The following is an 18,494-nucleotide window of genomic DNA, read 5'->3' on the forward strand; positions in this document are numbered from 1 at the left end:
GGTCACTTGATCTCTTCCAGGTCGATGTTGATGGCAAGCGAGCGGATTTCCTTCACCAGCACGTTGAAGGATTCCGGCATGCCAGCCGACATCTCGTGGTTACCGTCGACGATGTTCTTGTACATCTGGTTGCGGCCCAGCACGTCATCGGACTTCACCGTCAGCATTTCCTGCAGGGTGTAGGCCGCGCCGTAGGCTTCCAGCGCCCACACTTCCATCTCGCCAAAGCGCTGACCGCCGAACTGCGCCTTGCCGCCCAACGGCTGCTGGGTGACCAGCGAGTACGGACCGGTGGAGCGCGCATGCATCTTGTCGTCGACCAGATGGTTGAGCTTGAGGTAATGCATGTAGCCCACGGTGACCGGGCGATCGAACGCTTCGCCGGTGCGACCGTCGAACAGCGTGGTCTGACCCGACTCGGGCAGATCGGCCAGCTTCAGCATCGCCTTGATCTCGGTTTCCTCGGCACCATCGAACACCGGCGTCGCCATCGGCACGCCTTCCTGCAGATTGGTGGCGAGCGTGAAGATCTCCTTGTCGGTGAGCGACTTGAGATCGACGTGCTGCACGGCACCGGCCACATGGGTGTTGTAGATCTGGTCGAGGAACTCGCGGATCTTGGCGACCTTCTCCTGTGCCTCGAGCATCTTCTGGATCTTCTTGCCCAGGCCCTTCGCGGCCCAGCCCAGATGGACTTCCAGAATCTGTCCGATGTTCATGCGCGACGGCACGCCCAGCGGGTTCAGCACGATGTCGACCGGCACGCCGTCAGCGGAGTACGGCATGTCCTCGACCGGCACCACGTTGGAGACCACGCCCTTGTTGCCGTGACGGCCGGCCATCTTGTCGCCCGGCTGGATGCGGCGCTTCACGGCCAGGAACACCTTGACCATCTTCAGCACGCCCGGTGCCAGATCGTCGCCCTGGGTGATCTTGCCCTGCTTCTCCTTGAAGCGCTTGTCGAATTCCTCCTTGTGGCGTTTGACCTGATCGGCCGCACGCTCGAGGAACTCGGTGACTTCCTCGTCCTTGACGTTGATCTTGAACCAGTCGTCCTTCTTCAGGCCGTCCAGATAGGCGTCGGTGATTTCCGTGCCACGCTTCAGGCCACCCGGACCGCTCATCGCGGACTTGCCGAGCAACTGGGTGCGCATGCGGCTGTAGATCGCGCCTTCGAGGATACGGAACTGGTCATCCAGATCCTTGCGGACCCGCTTGACCTCGGTTTCCTCGATCTGCTTGGCGCGCTTGTCCTTCTCGATGCCGTCGCGGGTGAACACCTGCACGTCGATGACGGTGCCGTCCATGCCCGGCGGCACACGCAGCGAGCTGTCCTTAACGTCGGACGCCTTCTCGCCGAAGATCGCACGCAGCAGCTTCTCTTCCGGGGTCAGCTGGCTCTCGCCCTTCGGCGTGACCTTGCCGACCATGATGTCGCCAGCCTTCACCTCGGCACCGATGTAGACGATGCCCGACTCGTCCAGGCGTGCGAGCGCCTGCTCGCCCACGTTCGGGATGTCGGCGGTGATTTCCTCGGCACCCAGCTTGGTGTCACGCGCGATGCAGGACAGCTCCTCGATGTGGATCGAGGTGTAGCGGTCTTCCTGCACGACACGCTCGGACAGCAGGATCGAGTCTTCGAAGTTGTAACCGTTCCACGGCATGAACGCGATCAGCATGTTCTGGCCGAGCGCGAGCTCGCCCAGATCGGTCGACGAACCGTCGGCCAGCGTGTCGCCCTTCGCCACCACGTCACCGACGTTCACCAGCGGACGCTGGTTGAGGTTGGTGTTCTGGTTGGAGCGGGTGTACTTGGTCAGCGTGTAGATGTCGACGCCGGCGTCGTTGTCGCCGACCTCTTCCTCGTTCACACGCACCACGATACGTGCCGCATCGACCTGGTCGATCACGCCACCGCGCTTGGCGGAAACGATGACGCCGGAGTCACGCGCCACCGCGCGCTCGATGCCGGTACCCACCAGCGGGGTCTGCGAACGCAGGGTCGGCACGGCCTGACGCTGCATGTTCGCGCCCATCAGGGCGCGGTTCGCATCGTCGTGCTCGAGGAACGGCACCAGCGCCGCCGCAACCGACACGGTCTGCATCGGCGAAACGTCCATGTAGTCGACTTCGCTGGACGGGCGCAGTTCGGATTCGCCACGGAAGCGGCAGGACACGAAGTCCTCGATGAAACCGCCATGCTTGTCCAGCGGCGAGTTCGCCTGCGCGATCACGTGGTCGCCTTCCTCGATCGCCGACAGATAATCAACCTTGTCGGTGACCTTGCCGTGCGCCACCTTGCGGTACGGCGTCTCCAGGAAGCCGTAGGCGTTGGTGCGTGCATACACGGCCAGCGAGTTGATCAGGCCGATGTTCGGGCCTTCCGGCGTTTCGATGGTGCAGACGCGGCCGTAATGGGTCGGATGCACGTCACGCACTTCGAAGCCGGCGCGTTCGCGGGTCAGGCCGCCCGGCCCGAGCGCGGAGACGCGGCGCTTGTGCGTCACTTCCGACAGCGGATTGTTCTGATCCATGAACTGGGACAGCTGCGAGGAGCCAAAGAACTCCTTCACCGCAGCCGCGACCGGCTTGGCGTTGATCAGATCCTGCGGGGTCAGGCCATCGGCCTCGGCCAGCGACAGGCGCTCGCGCACCGCACGCTCGACGCGCACCAGACCGATGCGGAAGGTGTTCTCGGCCATCTCGCCGACCGAACGCACACGACGGTTGCCGAGGTGATCGATGTCATCGACGGTGCCATGACCGTTCTTGATGTCGATCAGCACCTTCAGCACGTCGAGGATGTCGGACGTCTCGCCCTGCTCCTTGACCAGCCGCTGCGACTCTTCTTCCTTGCGCTCGCTGAAGTACTTGTGGTCATACAGCACGCCCGGGCCAAGGATTTCCTTGCGGCCGACACGGCGGTTGAACTTCATGCGACCCACGGCCGACAGGTCGTAGCGGTCGAAGGTGAAGAACAGATTGAAGAACAGGTTCTGCGCGGCATCCTTGGTCGGCGGCTCGCCCGGACGCATCATGCGATAGATTTCCACCAGCGCCTCCAGCGGCGTCTTGGTGTTGTCGATGCGCAGGGTGTGCGAGATGTAGGCACCACGATCGAGATCGTTGACGTACAGCGTCGGCACGGTCTCGATACCAGCCTTGCGGAAGTTCTCCAGCTGCTCGGCGGTGATCTCGTCATTCGCCGAAGCCAGCAGTTCACCGGTCTTGCTGTCGACGATATCGGCGGCCAGGATGCGGCCGACCGGATAGTCGTCCGGCACTTCAAGCGCGGTGATGTCCTCGGCTGCCAGCTGGCGCACGTGGCGCGCGGTGATGCGCTTGCCGGCTTCCACCAGCACCTTGCCGCCCACTGCCAGATCGAAGCTCAGCGTTTCGCCGCGCAGACGCTCGGCAACCAGCTCCAGCGTGGTGCCACCCTTCTTGCCGAGGTGGAACACGTTGTGCTCGAAGAAGATGCCCAGCATCTCCTGGTTGTTGTAGCCGAGCGCACGCAGCAGCACGGTCACCGGCAACTTGCGGCGACGATCGATACGGGTGAACAGCGCATCCTTCGGGTCGAACTCGAAGTCCAGCCACGAACCGCGGTAAGGAATCACGCGCGCCGAGAACAGCAGCTTGCCCGAGCTGTGCGTCTTGCCGCGGTCGTGGTCGAAGAACACGCCCGGCGAACGATGCAGCTGCGAGACGATCACACGCTCGGTGCCGTTGATGATGAAGGTGCCGGTGTCGGTCATGAGCGGAATCTCGCCCATGTAGACCTCCTGCTCCTTGATGTACTTGACCACCTTCTTCGAGGCCGGGCTGTCCTTGTCATAAATGACCAGGCGCACGGTGGTGCGCAGCGGCGCACCGTAGGTCATGCCGCGGTTGCGGCATTCACGCTCGTCGAACGCCGGCTCGCCGAGGCGATAGTCGACATATTCCAGTGCGGCATTGCCCGAATAGCTGGTGATCGGGAATACCGACTTCAGCGCAGCATGCAAACCCTTCTCGCCGCGCTGTTTGGGCGCGACATGCTCCTGTAGAAACTCCCGGTAGGAATCAGTCTGGATGGTCAGCAGGTTCGGCACGCCCAGTACGGGCGGACGCTTGCCAAAATCCTTGCGGATGCGTTTCTTCTCGGTAAACGAGTAGGCCATGATCGGTAGCGCCTCGGTTCGCAGTGACGCCGGTGGTGCACACACCGGCTGAATGAAAAATCAGGTGTTCACAAATCCGTGGATCTGGGAATCGAGAATGTGGAATCGACCGGCGAATCCCTATTCTCCATTCCCCTCCGCGTTCAACTCTTTCGCGCCTAAGCAGGCAAAGCCCGGGAGCTCACGCCCCCAGGCTTGCTTGACGCTAGATCAAACTGACGACGCGCAAGGGCGCCGATTACTTCAGTTCGACCGTGGCGCCGGCAGCTTCGAGGTCCTTCTTGAACTTCTCGGCGTCTTCCTTCGATGCGGCTTCCTTCACGACGCCACCGGCCTCGGTGAGGTCCTTGGCTTCCTTCAGGCCCAGGCCGGTGATCGCGCGGACAGCCTTGATCACTTCAACCTTCTTGTCGCCGGCGCTCTTCAGCACGACGTCGAATTCGGTCTGCGCTTCGGCAACCGGGGCAGCAGCAGCCGGACCAGCCGCGGCGACCGGGGCGGCGGCGGACACGCCAAACTTCTCTTCGATGGCCTTGACCAGGTCCATCACTTCCATCAGTGACTTGGCGGCTACGGCTTCAACGATTTGTTCGTTGGACAGGGACATTTGATTTACCTCTGGAAATGGATTCGGTTTAGATAGACGTCGAACTTAGGCGGGCTCGGCTTCGGCCGGGGCTTCGGCGGCGACTTCGCCACCACCCTGCTTGTCGGCCACAGCCTTGACGGCGCGGGCAAACATCGCAGCGGGTTCGGCCAGCACACGGGCCAGCATGGCCAGAGCCTGTTCGCGAGTCGGTAGCGACGCCAGTACATCGACGTGCGCAGCCGGCAGCAACTTGCCTTCCACCGAGACGATTTTCGCCTTCAGCTTGTCGTTGCCCTTGGCGAATTCCTTGATCAGACGCCCGGCAGCGCCGGGTTCTTCCATCGAGAATGCGTACAGCAGCGGACCGACCAGGGCGTCCTTGACGACCTCGAAATCGGTACCGACCACAGCGCGCGAAGCGAGTGTGTTCTTGACAACCTTCAAGTACACGCTGGATTCACGAGCCTTCTTGCGCATCGCGGTCATCTGCTCGACCGTGGTGCCCGCATACTCGACAGCAACCAAGGAGTGAGCCTTCGCGGCAACTTCTGCCAGTTCGGCAACTACTTCATGCTTCTGAGACAGATTTAGAGCCATTGCACTCCTCCAAATGAACTCCGCTTACGGCTCCTGCCGCTTGCGGTCCTGGGCGACGCCATCCGTGACGTCGGGGACACCGGGTGTCCCGGGTGTTGGCCTTTCCAGAACAGTCGAACAATTCCAGATCGGGCAGCACCATCTGCGCAGGCCGGATTTGCAAGAAACCCGATTAAGCGGTCCCGCTGGCGACGACGGCGATTCCATGCCAGTGCGAGCTTCCTGCCCGTCGTCATCGCGCGCTGACCGCGCCTGCGGTCTTTGACGGCTGCTCCGGCCGATGGCCGGGGCTGCCTTCAAAAACTTGCCTGCACCGACTACCGCCGATGCAGGACTTGATTCTTACTTGGCCGCGATGTTCAGCGACGAGGTATCGACGGCAACGCCGACGCCCATCGTGCTGGACAGGGCAACCTTCTGCAGGAACTGACCCTTCGCCGTGGACGGCTTGGCCTTCAGCAGGTCGGCGATCAGCGTGTTGAGGTTGTCCGCGAGCTGGGACGCCTCGAAGCTGGCCTTGCCGATGGTGGCGTGGATGATGCCCGCCTTGTCGTTGCGGAACTTCACCTGGCCTGCCTTGGCGTTCTTGACGGCCGTGGCGACGTCGGCGGTGACCGAGCCATCCTTCGGGTTCGGCATCAGGCCACGCGGACCAAGCAGCTGACCGAGCTTGCCGACGACGCGCATCGCGTCCGGCGTGGCGATCACACGACCGAAGTCGAGATCACCAGCCTGCATGCGCTCGGCCAGGTCATCCATGCCGACAGCATCGGCTCCGGCGGCCTTGGCGGCCTCGGCCTTCTCGCCCGGCGGGCAGAACACGGCAACCTTGACGGTCTTGCCGGTGCCGTGCGGCAGCAACGAAGAACCACGCACACCCTGGTCGGACTTCTTCGCGTCGATGCCCAGACGCACAGCCACGTCCACCGACTCGGCGAACTTCGCCGTGGCGTTGTCCTTGACGATCTTCAGGGCTTCTTCCAGACCATAGAACTTGCCCGGCTGCACTGCGGCCGTGGCCGACTTCATACGCTTCGTGAGCTTTGCCATGTCTTAACCCTCCACTACCAGGCCCATGCTGCGAGCGCTACCAGCAATGGTGCGCACCGCTGCGTCCAGATCCGCCGCCGTCAGATCCGGCTCTTTCTGCTTGGCGACATTCTCAAGCTGAGCACGGGTGACCTTGCCGACCTTGTCGGTATTCGGCTTCGGCGAACCCTTGGCCACGCCGGTGATCTTCTTCAGCAGGATCGTGGCAGGCGGGGTCTTGGTGATGAAGGTGAAGCTGCGATCGGAGTACGCGGTGATGATCACCGGAATCGGCAGGCCCGGCTCCATCTTCTGCGTGGCGGCATTGAACGCCTTGCAGAATTCCATGATGTTCAGGCCGCGCTGACCGAGGGCAGGGCCCACCGGCGGCGACGGGTTGGCCTGACCGGCCTTGACCTGCAGCTTGATGTAACCAGTAACTTTCTTTGCCATTGGATTTTCCTCGCGAGTCCAGGCGCCTTGCGGCTCCTCGCTGTGCACCGGTCCGTGGATGGAAGGAACGGGTCCGCCTCATGCAGACCCTGAAACACGGGCACGCCGGATCGAAAAAGATCCAGCGTGAACCGCGCAGTATAGAGATTGGTCAGGCTTTCAGCAAGCCCCGTGCCAAGATGATGAAACTGTCCGGGTCAGGCCTTCTCGACCTGGCCGAATTCCAGCTCGACCGGGGTCGAACGACCGAAGATCAGCACCGCGACGCGCAGGCGGCTCTTCTCGTAGTTGACTTCCTCGACCACGCCATTGAAATCGTTGAACGGGCCCTCGGTGACGCGCACCATCTCGCCCGGCTCGAACAACACCTTGGGCTTGGGCTTCTCGACACCCTCGCGCACGCGGCTGAGGATGGCATCGGCCTCGCTGTCCTTGATCGGCAATGGGCGATCGGCGGTGCCGCCAATGAAACCCATCACCTTCGGGGTTTCCTTGATCAGATGCCAGCACTCGTCGTCGATCCGTGGCGATTTGCCCTCGGTATTCGTCTCGATCTGCACCAGCACGTAACCCGGGAAGAACTTGCGATCGCTGCGGCGCTTCTGGCCGCCACGCATCTCGATCACTTCCTCGGTCGGCACCAGCACTTCGCCGAACCGCTCTTCCATCTCGGCGCGCTTGATACGCTCGTCGAGGGATCGCTTCACCTGATTCTCGAAACCCGAATAGGCGTGCACCACATACCAGCGCTTGCTCATGCTCACCTCAGGCACCCAATTTCAGCAGCCAGTCGAGAATGACCGACTTCAGGATCAGGTCAATCAGGCCGAGCAGCAATGACAGCACGATCACCACCACGATGATGATGCCGGTCGTCTTGATCGTTTCGTCGCGCGTCGGCCAGACCACCTTGCGCATTTCGAACTGCGACTCGCCGATGAAGTTCCGGACGCGACGCCCCAATGCGGTGAACGCGGCAATCGCCAGGGCGATCACCAGCGCGGCCAGCACGCCAAGCAGGCGTACCGACGGGGAAATGCTGCCGTCCCGCCCGAACCAGGAGTAAGCGACGATACCGGCAACCAGCACCAGCAACGCCAGTACCAGCTTGGCGATGTCGGCGGCGTTCGTGCCCTTGGGCTGTTCTACCTTGGTATTCATGCACTAGTGATCGGATGTCAGCAGCATGCCGAACCTTGCGGTCGGCCTTGCCATCGTCACCCGTCTCGATCCTCGGGGAAGTGGCACGCCAGGAGGGACTTGAACCCCCAACCTGCGGTTTTGGAGACCGCTGCTCTGCCAATTGAGCTACTGGCGTACATGACTTGAACTTTAAACACGACGGCGAGCGGCATTGAGTCCGCTCGCCCCGTGAGCTTTGAACGTCACGCCGAAGCGCGATGCCCGTATCTTACTTGATGACCTTGGCCACGACGCCGGCGCCGACGGTACGGCCGCCTTCGCGAATGGCGAAACGCAGGCCTTCGTCCATCGCGATCGGGTGGATCAGGCTCACCACCATCTTCACGTTGTCGCCCGGCATCACCATCTCCACGCCTTCCGGCAACTGGCAAGCGCCGGTCACGTCGGTCGTGCGGAAGTAGAACTGCGGACGGTAACCCTTGAAGAACGGCGTATGACGGCCACCCTCGTCCTTCGACAGCACATACACCTCAGCCTCGAAGTCCGTGTGCGGGGTGATCGTGCCCGGCTTGGCCAGCACCTGGCCACGCTCCACGTCGTCACGCTTCAGGCCGCGCAGCAGCAGACCGGCGTTGTCGCCTGCCTGACCCTGATCCAGCAGCTTGCGGAACATTTCCACGCCGGTGACCGTGGTCTTCTGCGTGTCGCGGATACCGACCACTTCGATTTCGTCGCCGACCTTGATGATGCCGCGCTCGATACGACCGGTCACCACGGTGCCGCGGCCCGAGATCGAGAACACATCTTCCACCGGCATCAGGAACGGACGGTCGATGACGCGCGTCGGCTCCGGGATGTAGCTGTCCAGCGCGTCGACCAGCTTGATGATCGACGGCACGCCGATCTCGCTCTGGTCGCCTTCCAGCGCCAGGCGGGCCGAACCATGGATCATCGGGGTGTCGTCGCCCGGGAAGTCGTACTTGCTCAGCAGCTCGCGCACTTCCATCTCGACCAGCTCAAGCAGCTCGGCGTCATCCACCAGGTCCGCCTTGTTCAGGTAGACGATGATGTACGGCACGCCGACCTGACGGCTCAGCAGGATGTGTTCGCGCGTCTGCGGCATCGGGCCGTCCGCGGCCGAGCACACCAGGATCGCGCCGTCCATCTGCGCCGCACCGGTGATCATGTTCTTCACATAGTCCGCATGGCCCGGGCAGTCGACGTGCGCGTAATGGCGGTTCGGCGACTCGTATTCCACGTGCGCGGTCGAGATCGTGATGCCGCGCGCCTTCTCTTCCGGCGCCGCGTCGATCGAGCTGTAATCCTTGAACTCGCCACCAAAACGTTCCGCACCGACCTTCGTCAGCGCTGCCGTCAGCGTCGTCTTGCCGTGATCCACGTGACCAATCGTGCCGACGTTGACGTGCGGCTTGGTGCGTTCGAATTTACCCTTTGCCATGCGCGCTAAACCCCGATGGAGTCAATGAGTTGAAGGAACTTGCCCTTGCGGGGCGGTAACCGTAACGGTCGAAAAAGATGGTGCTCATAACAGGAATCGAACCTGTGACCTCTTCCTTACCAAGGAAGTGCTCTACCGACTGAGCTACATGAGCACTGAACGCAACGCGAGAGCCAATGGAGCGGAAGGCGGGAATCGAACCCGCGTAATCAGTTTGGAAAACTGATGTTCTACCATTGAACTACTCCCGCCCTGCGCGGAACTCTTGCTGGTGGAGGGAGGTGGATTCGAACCACCGAAGGCGTAAGCCAGCAGATTTACAGTCTGCCCCCGTTGGCCGCTTGGGTATCCCTCCAACAAAGAACGCGTATTGTGTGGATCGGGCTCCAAACTGTCAACACCTCGCGACACCAAATTCGCATGCCGGAGCGATTTTCCGGCGAAATTCGGCATCCATTTCAGCCCAGTGATGCAGCGCGCAGGTCGACCAGTTTCTCCATTCCCTTGGACAGCTCCAGCAGTTGCTTCGCCTGCGCCTGCAACTGCCGTTCGCCGTCATTGCGCGGCTCCCAGTGCGGCACCGGCGTGGGCTTGCCATCCGGGCTGTCGAGAGCCACGAACACCATCACGCAACTGGTCGCCAGCCGGTGCTCATCCTTGCGCAGGTCACGCGCCAGTACGTCCACGGCCAAATGCATGCTGGAGGTACCGGTGTGGATCAGGCGAGCACGCACCGTGACCATGTCGCCGATCAGGATCGGCGCCACAAACTGGATGCCGCTGACCGAGGCGGTGACGCAATACGCCCCGCTCCAGCCCACCGCACAGGCATAGCCGGCCTGGTCGATCCACTTCATCACCATGCCGCCATGCACCTTGCCGCCGAAATTGACGTCGGTGGGCTCGGCGAGAAAGCGGAACGTCACTTCACTCTGCTGACCTGGCATGCGGACTCCGGCGGACGGGATGAATTCGCATTATGCCTGCTTGCGTCGCGATACCGGCGGCGGCACAAGCTCCAGCAACATCGGCGTAGTGATCACTCCGTTGGGGGACAGACCTTCCGGCCCGGTCTCGACGAAACCCAGATGCCGGTACACCGGCACGGCACATCGTGTGGCATTGAGCGTGAAGCGGCGCGTGTCAGCACGATGCAACGCGTCACGCATCGTGCGCAGCCATAGTTGGCGGGCGATGCCCTGGCCCTGATAGCGGGTGCTCACGAAAAACTGGGTCAGGTGGCAGTCGTCACGCATCGCCGAAACGCCGACCAGCACATCGCCCACATAGCCGAGATGGAAACGCTGGCCGCCAGCCATCTTTTCGCGCAGCACCTGCGCGCTGAGGCGTTCCAACAGCGCCATCGCGGCATCATGCGGCTGGTCAGGCACGACCCAGCGACGCACCACGCGACGAATCAGGACGCCAATGGCGCGGGCATCGTCAGGGCGTCCCAGACGCATGCGCAAAGCGGGCCGGGACATGCCATGCCTCGTTGCCTTCAATAGCGGCAAGTTTGACAAGAATTCAGGGTAAAAAAAGCCCCGCCGGGGCGGGGCTTTTGGGGTCACCAGCAACAACGCTCATACGTTGAACAGGAAGTGCAGCACGTCGCCGTCCTTGACGATGTAGTCCTTGCCTTCCTTGCGCAGCCGACCTGCCGCACCGGCACCGGCCTCACCCTTGTACTGGATGAAGTCGTCGTAGCCGATCGTCTCGGCGCGGATGAAACCACGCTCGAAATCGGTATGGATCACACCTGCCGCCTGCGGCGCGGTGAAACCGCGCTTGATCGTCCAGGCGCGTACTTCCTTGACGCCAGCAGTGAAGTAGGTCTGCAGGTCAAGCAGACGGTAACCAGCGCGGATCACCCGATTCAGGCCCGGCTCGTCGAGACCCATGTCCTTCAGGAATTCGTCGCGGTCGGCGTCTTCCAGTTGCGCCATCTCCTCCTCGATGGCGGCGCACACCGGCACCACCTCGGCGCCTTCAGTGGCCGCACGGGCGCGCACCACGTCAAGCAGCGGATTGTTCTCGAAACCGTCGTCGGTGACGTTGGCGATATACATCAACGGCTTCAGGGTGAGCAGGAACAGGTCGCGCACCAGCGCCTTCTCCTCCTCGTCCAGGCCCAGGCTGCGCGCGGACTTGCCCTCATTGAGGCCGGCGGACAGCTTCTGCAGCACCGGCTTCCTGGCCAGCGCCTCCTTGTCGTTCGCCTTGGCTGCACGCTCGGCGCGATTCAGCGCCTTGTCGACCGACTCCAGGTCGGCCAGCGCCAGCTCGGTGTCGATCGTCTCGATGTCGGCGATCGGGTCGACCTTGCCGGCGACGTGGATCACATCGCCCTCGAAACAACGCACCACATGAGCGATCGCGTCCACTTCGCGGATGTGCGCGAGGAACTTGTTGCCCAGCCCCTCGCCCTTCGACGCGCCAGCGACCAGGCCGGCGATGTCGACGAACTCGACCGCGGTCGGAATCACCTTCTGCGGATTGACGATGGCGGCCAGCGCGCCCAGGCGCGGATCGGGCACCGGCACCACGCCGACGTTCGGCTCGATCGTGCAGAACGGGAAGTTGGCCGCGGCGATGCCTGCCTTGGTCAGCGCATTGAAGAGAGTGGACTTGCCGACGTTTGGCAGGCCGACGATGCCGCATTTGATGCCCATGGTTTTTCCGGTGGGGAAATGTCAGTCGCAAACCGGCCAGCGGATCGGCTTGCGACTGACATTTGCCGCTGTAATTGTGGTGTTACTTGCGCTTGAGGTCTTCGGGTGTATGCAGCTGCTGCATGGCCTTCTCGAACTGGCCATCCACTGCCAGTGGCAGCACGTCCAGCGCGCGGGCGATGCCATCAATGATCGCATTCTCGTCCTGCGCCGACGGCCGGCCCAGCACCCACGGCGTGACCTGATCGCGATGCCCCGGATGACCGATGCCTACGCGCAGGCGATGGAACTTGCCGTGATCCAGATGGGCCATGAGATCGCGCAAACCGTTCTGGCCGCCGTGACCGCCATCGAACTTCATGCGCACGGTACCGGCAGGCAGGTCCAGATCATCATGCGCGATCAGACACTCCTCCGGCTCGATCTTGTAGTAGCGCAACGCCGAAACCACGGCGATGCCGCTCTTGTTCATGAACGTGGCCGGCTTGAGCAGCCAGACCGGTTCCCCGCCTATGCGCACCTTGCAGGTTTCGCCATGCAGCTTGCCGTCGAAACCGAAGCGCTCACCCTGCCCACTGGCAAGGGCGTCAACAAACCAGAACCCGGCGTTGTGCCGGGTTCTGAGGTATTCGGCACCGGGATTGCCCAGCCCGACAATGAGTCGCAAACCAGCCATGCGGACAGAGCAGTGACGCCCCGCGCTCCGATGGAGCGCGGGGCGGCGCGGCTTACTTCTTGTCGTCTTTCTTGGCCGGAGCAGCGGCCGGAGCAGCAGCGGCGTCGGCCGGAGCTTCCTCGACCTCTTCCTGCACGGTGTTGGCCGTGACCACCGCGATATCGTGGCTCACGCCCAGGTGCAGGGCGGGAACCTCGACGCCCGCCGGCAGCTTCAGCTGCGACAGGTGCACGATGTCGCCCGGCTTCAGGTCGGCCAGATCGAGCTCGATGAACTCCGGCAGGTTCTTCGGCAGGCAGGAGATTTCCACTTCGGTGAGGTTGTGCGAGATCACCACGCCCGAGGTCTTGCCGGCAGCCGACTTCTCCTGGTTGAGGAAGTGCAGCGGCACGCTGACGCGGATCGCCTCGTTCTCGTTCACGCGCAGGAAGTCCATGTGCATCATCAGCTGCTTGAACGGATGCTTCTGCCAGTCGCGCACCAGCACCTTCTGCACGCTGCCGTCGACGTTCAGGTCGAGCACCGAGGAGAAGAACCACTCGTGCTTGGCGGCGAGCAGGATGGTGTTGTGCTCGATCTGGATGCTCTGCGGAGCCTGACCGGCGCCGTAGACGACGGCCGGCACGAAGCTCGCATGACGCAGGCGGCGGCTCGCACCTTTCCCCTCGTCCTTGCGGCTCTGTGCCTTGATTTCATGAGTCTTGATCATTTCAGTACTGCCTTAGGTTTGTAGTAACCGCTTCGCAGCGGTCGAATGACTTTCCCGCGACCAGAAAAGTCCGTTACTTCCACACGGCATCCATGCCGGGAAAAGCTGAACATCAAACCGCCCGTCCTGGGCGGACTTTCAACTATCAATCCACGTACAACGAACTCACCGACTCGCCAAAGGCGATCCGGCGAATGGTTTCTGCCAGCAGCTCGGCGACCGAGAGCTGGCGGATCTTGCTGCATGCCAGCGCTTCCGCGCGCAACGGCAAGGTATTGGTGACCACCAGCTGGTCGAGCTGGGAGCCCTCGATATTGCTGATCGCCGCGCCGGACAGCACCGGATGCACGCAGTAGGCGACCACCTTGCGTGCGCCGCGCTCCTTCAGCGCCGCAGCTGCCGCGCACAGCGTGCCGGCGGTGTCGACGATGTCGTCGACCATCACGCAGGTCTTGCCGTCCACGTCGCCGATGATGTTCATCACCGTGGCCACGTTCGCCTTCGGGCGACGCTTGTCGATGATCGCCAGATCGGCGTCGTCCAGCCGTTTGGCGATGGCGCGCGCGCGCACCACACCGCCGACGTCCGGACTGACCACGATCAGGTCGTCCATGCTGTGGTTGCGCCATATGTCCGCCAGCAGGATCGGCGAGGCATAGACGTTGTCCACCGGAATGTCGAAGAAACCCTGGATCTGGTCAGCGTGCAGATCAACCGTCAGCACCCGGTCCACACCCACCGTACCAATCAGCTTTCCCACCATCTTCGCCGTGATCGGCACACGTGCCGAACGCGGGCGCCGATCCTGCCTGGCGTAACCGAAGTACGGGATCACCGCCGTGACACTGGCCGCCGACGCGCGCTTCAGCGCATCGACCAGGGTCATCAGCTCGAACAGGTTTTCCGCGCTCGGCGCACCCGTCGGCTGGATGACGAACACTTCCTGGCGACGGACGTTCTCCTCGATCTCGATCTGCACTTCGCCATCGCTGAACTTGCCGACCAGCGCCTTGCCGAGCGGCACGCCCAGACGGTGGGCGACATCCTCGGCCAGGGCACGATGGGCGTTACCGGTAAACAGCATCATCGGTGTAGACGTGTCCACGGTTGTTTCCTCGAAACCAACGACCATCATGAGTGGCTGGGGCGGCAGGATTCGAACCTGCGAATGCGGGAATCAAAATCCCGTGCCTTAACCAGCTTGGCGACGCCCCAGAATTTGTATCCGCTCGTATCTGTATCCGTCGACCGCCGTCATGCCCCTTGGCAAACGTCGGCTTGTCGCATTCTTCAATCCATGCCGCGATGACGCGACAACGCATCCTGCAAGGGTGAAACCTCGACACCTGAGGCCATCCAGGCCGTGAATCCCGTCGGACACTGCGCAGCTATCGCCACGATCCGATCGAATGATTTCGCTTCCAGAAATACACAACCGCCACTGCCGGAGAGCTGCGCCTCACCGAACCGGCCCAGCCAGTCCAGTGCTGCAGCCACCCGCGGATGCCGCGCGCGCACCACTGGCGCGAAGGCATTTTCCTTCGTTTCGCCGGAAGCAAAGGATGAAATTGTCGCCCGCGGAGCATTTCGTGTCAATTCAGCGGCTTGAAAAAGCGCTGCAGTGGGCACCGCCTCGTGCGGATCGAGCACCACGTAATGACGCCGCGGCAGGTCGATCGGGGTGAGCTTTTCACCGATGCCTTCGGCCCAGGCCGAACGGCCGCGCACGAACACCGGCACATCGGCACCCAGTTGGCGACCGAGTTCGGCCAGCGCATCCTCGCCCAGATCCAGCTGCCACAGCCGGTTCAACGCCACCAGCACGGTCGCCGCGTCGGAACTGCCACCGCCCAGCCCGCCACCCATCGGGATGCGTTTCTCCACCTCGATCTCGGCGCCGGCTGCGACACCTGCATATGCCTGCAGCAGCAGCGCCGCCCGCACCATCAGATCAGTCGATTCGGGCACGTTGGGCACCTCCCGGGTACGCCTGATCGCACCGTCGTCGCGCACGCGCAGACGGATTTCATCGCCCCAGTCGAGCAGGCGGAACACGGTCTGCAATTCGTGATAGCCGTCCGGCCGACGCCCGGTGATGCGAAGGAACAGATTCAGCTTCGCCGGCGCCGGCCACACCGTCCACTCGCCCCGTGCCAGCGGCAACAACGGTCGGCTCATGAATACCCGCAGATGCCCGGGAAAGCCGTTTTCACGATCGCGCTGGCGCGCAAAGGCAAATAGCGGGTCGTTCTTGTCGACCACCACGAAACCGTGCCGCGCATAGAACGGCGCATTCCACGGTACATCGGCCAGCGTGCCCAGATCGACGCGACGGTAACCCGCCGCACGCGCCCACTCGCAGGCATGCTCCAGCAGCGCCGCGCCAATGCCACGCCGGCCATGTTCCGGCAGCACGTCAAGTTCGGCGATACCGATGCCGTCGTTACCTACATCGGTATCCAGCCAGACGAAACCGACCGGCACAGCCGCCGCATCCAGCGCCACCCAGACCAGCCCGCGACTGATCGCCCGCTGCAGCAACTCCGGCGGGATCGACATCGCCGCATACGACGCCCACGCCGGATGGCCGCGGAACATCTGCACGCAAGCACGCTCGATCGCGCACAGCGCATCGGCCTGGGCCGGGCCGGCCCGCTCAATGGAAAACGTCATGCGCGGGCTCAGTTGAAATGCCACGACTCGATCGAAAGCCGCACCTTGTATGGCGACTTCCCGGCGAATACCACGACCGGCAGCGGCGGCTGGCGCGACTCATCCCACTTGCGATAGTCGACTGTCCAGCCATCCTGCTGCAGCAGCGAAGGCAGACGATTGGTGCCGAAGCTCAGTTCGGCCTCTCCGCTGTCGGCACGCAGACCAAGCACCCATGCACGCAGGTCGCGCAACGGGACTTCCCAGCCCAGTGCCTTGTGCATCAGGAGTTCGGCATCCGATCCATGCAACGGACCGCCGTTCAGCCCTTCGAGCGAGGCGCCGTCGGGACCACCGCTGAGACGAAAATTCATGCCTGAGATCGCCGGCCCACGCAGCACGAACTCGTACTGCTCGCCGTTTTGCGTCCAGCTGAAACTTCCGCTGCCACCCGTCTTGCCGTCGGAAACCCCGAGCCGCCCTTCCAGCGTCCAGTGATCGGCATGCGCCAGCGCCTGCTCGCGCATGGCCTGTGCGTCGAGCAAGCCGGCATCGCCCTTGACGCGCACAGCCGGCACACAGGCAGCAAGCAACAGCGGCAGGATGGCCGCGAGAATTCGCAGGTTTCGTTTCATGGATGCAGTCGCTTCAGGGTTTCCTGCAGGCTGGCGCTGTGCGGATCGAGCTTGCGCACTTCGTCGAAGATCTGCTGCGCATCCTGCCGGCGGCCCTGCTTCCACAGCACCTCGCCCAGATGCACGCCCACATCGGCGTCCTTGTGCACCAGCCATGCTCCGCGCAAGGTCTGCGCAGCCAGATCGAGGTGGCCCAAACGATATTGCAGCCAACCCCAGGAATCGGCGATCGCCGGATCGTCCGGCTTGGCCTTGCGTGCGGCCTGCAGCAGCTTTTCCGCCTCGGGCAAGTCACGGTCGGCATCGGCCAGGGTGAAGCCAAGTGCATTGCTGGCATCGACATCGCCCGGTTTGAGCTTCAGCAGATGCTGGAAATCCTGCACGGCCTGGTCGATCTGGCCTCCCTCGGCATAGGCCAGGCCACGGCTGTAGAGCAGTTCCGGATTGTCCGGCGCCACCTGCAGCGCGCGGCTGAATGCCTGCTCGGCCTGCGCATATTTCAGTTCGCGCAGATACAGCTCGGCATCGACCTGATAAGCCTCTTGCAACTGCTCGGGCTGGTCGAGGTAATCCACCTGCAGCTGATCCAGCAACTGATGCGCCTCCGCCACCTTGCCCTGCGTGTGCAGGATCAGCGCACTGCGCAGATCAGCATCGAACGCATGCGGATCGTTGTCCCCAACCTGCCCGTACCAGGTCAATGCCTCGGCATCACGATGCTGCATCTCGGCCAACTGGCCAAGCAGGTAGGCGCTCTGCTCGCGCACATCCTCGGGCGCCTGCTGCAATTGCCGGTACAGCGCCGCCAAGGTCTTGTCGTCGTTGTTCCGCGCGGCCAGCGCTGCACGCAGGGAATAGGTGTCGCCGTTCTGCTGGCCATGCTCAAGCACTTTGGCGGCATCTGCATAATCGCCGTCCTGACTGAGCATGCTGGCGTAGGCCACGCGCAACTGGACGTTCTGCGGCGCCTTGTCGAGCGCCTTCTGCAGCAGCGTGCGTGCGCCGGCGCGATCGCCGTCCCTGAACTTCATCTGTGCTGCCCAGACATAGGTTTCAACGCTCTTGAAGCGCTGCATGGCAGCCTCGGCGATCTGCATGGCGTAGGCATGCCGACCGAACTTGTCGCCCAGTTCGCTCATCGCCAGCCATGCCTGCGGATCAGCAGGCAGTCGCTGCAGTGTCGCCAGCGCCTCCAGCAGCCGGGCCGCCTGGGCCTGATCGCGGGCGCCCACCAACACGCGCCCGAACTGGCGCCATGCATCCTTGTCGCCGCTGCCGATCAGCAGCTCCAGCTGGCGACGTGCCTCGTCGGCGTCACCGCGATCGAGTGCCAGTTCGGCGCGCGCCTCGGCCATCACCACCGGTTTCGCGCCCAGCGCCTGCCAGCGATCCAGCGCACGCTGGGCCGCGATGTCGTCATGTACCGCGATCGCCAGCCTGGCCGCACGCTCGGCCACCTGCGGATCGTTGCTCAGCGCCATCGCCTTGTCGTAATAACCGGATGCAGTCTTCAGATCGGTACGACCCAGCGCCATCTCGCCAGCCAGCAACTGCGCCAGCACATCGTGGTCGGCATCCGGTGTGACCACCACCACTCGCTCCAAAGGCTGTGCCGAGGCAGCAGCCTGCAGTTGCCGCGAGGGCGCACTGGCACAGGCTGCCAGACTCAATCCCAGCGCCATCGCTGCCGTAAAATGCCGCAGTTGCTTGAACTTGG

The 18,494-nt window shown here is 63.0% G+C and carries 17 protein-coding genes and 5 tRNA genes; all 22 read right to left on the minus strand.

Annotated elements, in window-relative coordinates:
• Positions 1-2: 2 nt before the first annotated feature.
• The 22 genes from rpoB to B0E51_RS12540 all read right to left on the minus strand — a co-directional run bounded on the left by rpoB (position 3) and on the right by B0E51_RS12540 (position 18,459).
• The gene (gene rpoB, locus B0E51_RS12435) at positions 3-4,166 is read right to left on the minus strand and encodes a DNA-directed RNA polymerase subunit beta (RefSeq protein WP_174570665.1); all 4,164 of its coding nucleotides are present in this window, start codon (positions 4,164-4,166) and stop codon (positions 3-5) included.
• 235 nt (positions 4,167-4,401) lie between these two features.
• A complete protein-coding gene (rplL, locus tag B0E51_RS12440; protein ID WP_077445208.1) occupies positions 4,402-4,770 on the minus strand; it encodes a 50S ribosomal protein L7/L12 in 369 nt (122 codons plus the stop codon).
• Positions 4,771-4,815: 45 nt separating this feature from the next.
• Positions 4,816-5,349: a 50S ribosomal protein L10 gene (rplJ, locus tag B0E51_RS12445; RefSeq protein ID WP_077445209.1), complete on the minus strand. Its 534-nt coding sequence runs from the start codon at positions 5,347-5,349 to the stop codon at positions 4,816-4,818.
• 342 nt (positions 5,350-5,691) lie between these two features.
• Entirely contained in the window at positions 5,692-6,399 is a 708-nt protein-coding gene (rplA, locus tag B0E51_RS12450) for a 50S ribosomal protein L1 (protein ID WP_077445210.1), read from the minus strand.
• 3 nt (positions 6,400-6,402) lie between these two features.
• Complete coding sequence (gene rplK, locus B0E51_RS12455; RefSeq protein ID WP_077445274.1) at positions 6,403-6,831, minus strand: 50S ribosomal protein L11; 429 nt, start codon at positions 6,829-6,831, stop codon at positions 6,403-6,405.
• 197 nt (positions 6,832-7,028) lie between these two features.
• Complete coding sequence (nusG, locus tag B0E51_RS12460) at positions 7,029-7,589, minus strand: transcription termination/antitermination protein NusG (RefSeq protein WP_077445275.1); 561 nt, start codon at positions 7,587-7,589, stop codon at positions 7,029-7,031.
• A gap of 7 nt (positions 7,590-7,596) precedes the next feature.
• Complete coding sequence (gene secE, locus B0E51_RS12465; protein ID WP_077445211.1) at positions 7,597-7,992, minus strand: preprotein translocase subunit SecE; 396 nt, start codon at positions 7,990-7,992, stop codon at positions 7,597-7,599.
• 81 nt (positions 7,993-8,073) lie between these two features.
• Positions 8,074-8,149, minus strand: a tRNA-Trp gene (locus B0E51_RS12470).
• Between the two features lie 93 nt (positions 8,150-8,242).
• The gene (tuf, locus tag B0E51_RS12475; protein ID WP_077445205.1) at positions 8,243-9,433 is read right to left on the minus strand and encodes an elongation factor Tu; all 1,191 of its coding nucleotides are present in this window, start codon (positions 9,431-9,433) and stop codon (positions 8,243-8,245) included.
• Positions 9,434-9,511: 78 nt separating this feature from the next.
• Positions 9,512-9,587: transfer RNA gene (locus B0E51_RS12480), tRNA-Thr, on the minus strand.
• A gap of 23 nt (positions 9,588-9,610) precedes the next feature.
• A tRNA-Gly gene (locus B0E51_RS12485) sits at positions 9,611-9,684 on the minus strand.
• 18 nt (positions 9,685-9,702) lie between these two features.
• Positions 9,703-9,788 (minus strand) — tRNA-Tyr (locus B0E51_RS12490).
• Positions 9,789-9,891: 103 nt separating this feature from the next.
• Positions 9,892-10,380 carry an acyl-CoA thioesterase gene (locus tag B0E51_RS12495; RefSeq protein WP_077445212.1) on the minus strand — a complete coding sequence of 163 codons (489 nt, stop codon included), beginning with the start codon at positions 10,378-10,380 and terminating at the stop codon, positions 9,892-9,894.
• 30 nt (positions 10,381-10,410) lie between these two features.
• The gene (locus tag B0E51_RS12500) at positions 10,411-10,917 is read right to left on the minus strand and encodes a GNAT family N-acetyltransferase (protein WP_077445213.1); all 507 of its coding nucleotides are present in this window, start codon (positions 10,915-10,917) and stop codon (positions 10,411-10,413) included.
• 99 nt (positions 10,918-11,016) lie between these two features.
• Complete coding sequence (ychF, locus tag B0E51_RS12505; protein ID WP_077445214.1) at positions 11,017-12,105, minus strand: redox-regulated ATPase YchF; 1,089 nt, start codon at positions 12,103-12,105, stop codon at positions 11,017-11,019.
• 82 nt (positions 12,106-12,187) lie between these two features.
• Positions 12,188-12,781: an aminoacyl-tRNA hydrolase gene (gene pth, locus B0E51_RS12510; RefSeq protein ID WP_077445215.1), complete on the minus strand. Its 594-nt coding sequence runs from the start codon at positions 12,779-12,781 to the stop codon at positions 12,188-12,190.
• A gap of 52 nt (positions 12,782-12,833) precedes the next feature.
• Positions 12,834-13,490 (minus strand): 50S ribosomal protein L25/general stress protein Ctc, encoded by a 657-nt coding sequence (locus tag B0E51_RS12515; protein ID WP_077445216.1) that lies wholly within the window; start codon positions 13,488-13,490, stop codon positions 12,834-12,836.
• Between the two features lie 145 nt (positions 13,491-13,635).
• On the minus strand, positions 13,636-14,577 hold the full coding sequence (locus tag B0E51_RS12520) for a ribose-phosphate diphosphokinase (protein WP_174570668.1): 942 nt from the start codon (positions 14,575-14,577) through the stop codon (positions 13,636-13,638).
• Positions 14,578-14,628: 51 nt separating this feature from the next.
• A tRNA-Gln gene (locus B0E51_RS12525) sits at positions 14,629-14,705 on the minus strand.
• A gap of 75 nt (positions 14,706-14,780) precedes the next feature.
• Entirely contained in the window at positions 14,781-16,163 is a 1,383-nt protein-coding gene (ispE, locus tag B0E51_RS12530; RefSeq protein WP_077445217.1) for a 4-(cytidine 5'-diphospho)-2-C-methyl-D-erythritol kinase, read from the minus strand.
• Positions 16,164-16,171: 8 nt separating this feature from the next.
• Positions 16,172-16,777, minus strand: a complete 606-nt coding sequence (gene lolB, locus B0E51_RS12535; RefSeq protein WP_077445218.1) for a lipoprotein insertase outer membrane protein LolB — start codon at positions 16,775-16,777, stop codon at positions 16,172-16,174.
• Complete coding sequence (locus B0E51_RS12540; protein ID WP_077445277.1) at positions 16,774-18,459, minus strand: tetratricopeptide repeat protein; 1,686 nt, start codon at positions 18,457-18,459, stop codon at positions 16,774-16,776. Before B0E51_RS12540 ends, lolB begins: the two co-directional genes overlap by 4 nt.
• Positions 18,460-18,494: the final 35 nt, after the last annotated feature.

Source organism: Rhodanobacter sp. C05 (assembly GCF_002001165.1).
Taxonomy (GTDB): domain Bacteria; phylum Pseudomonadota; class Gammaproteobacteria; order Xanthomonadales; family Rhodanobacteraceae; genus Rhodanobacter.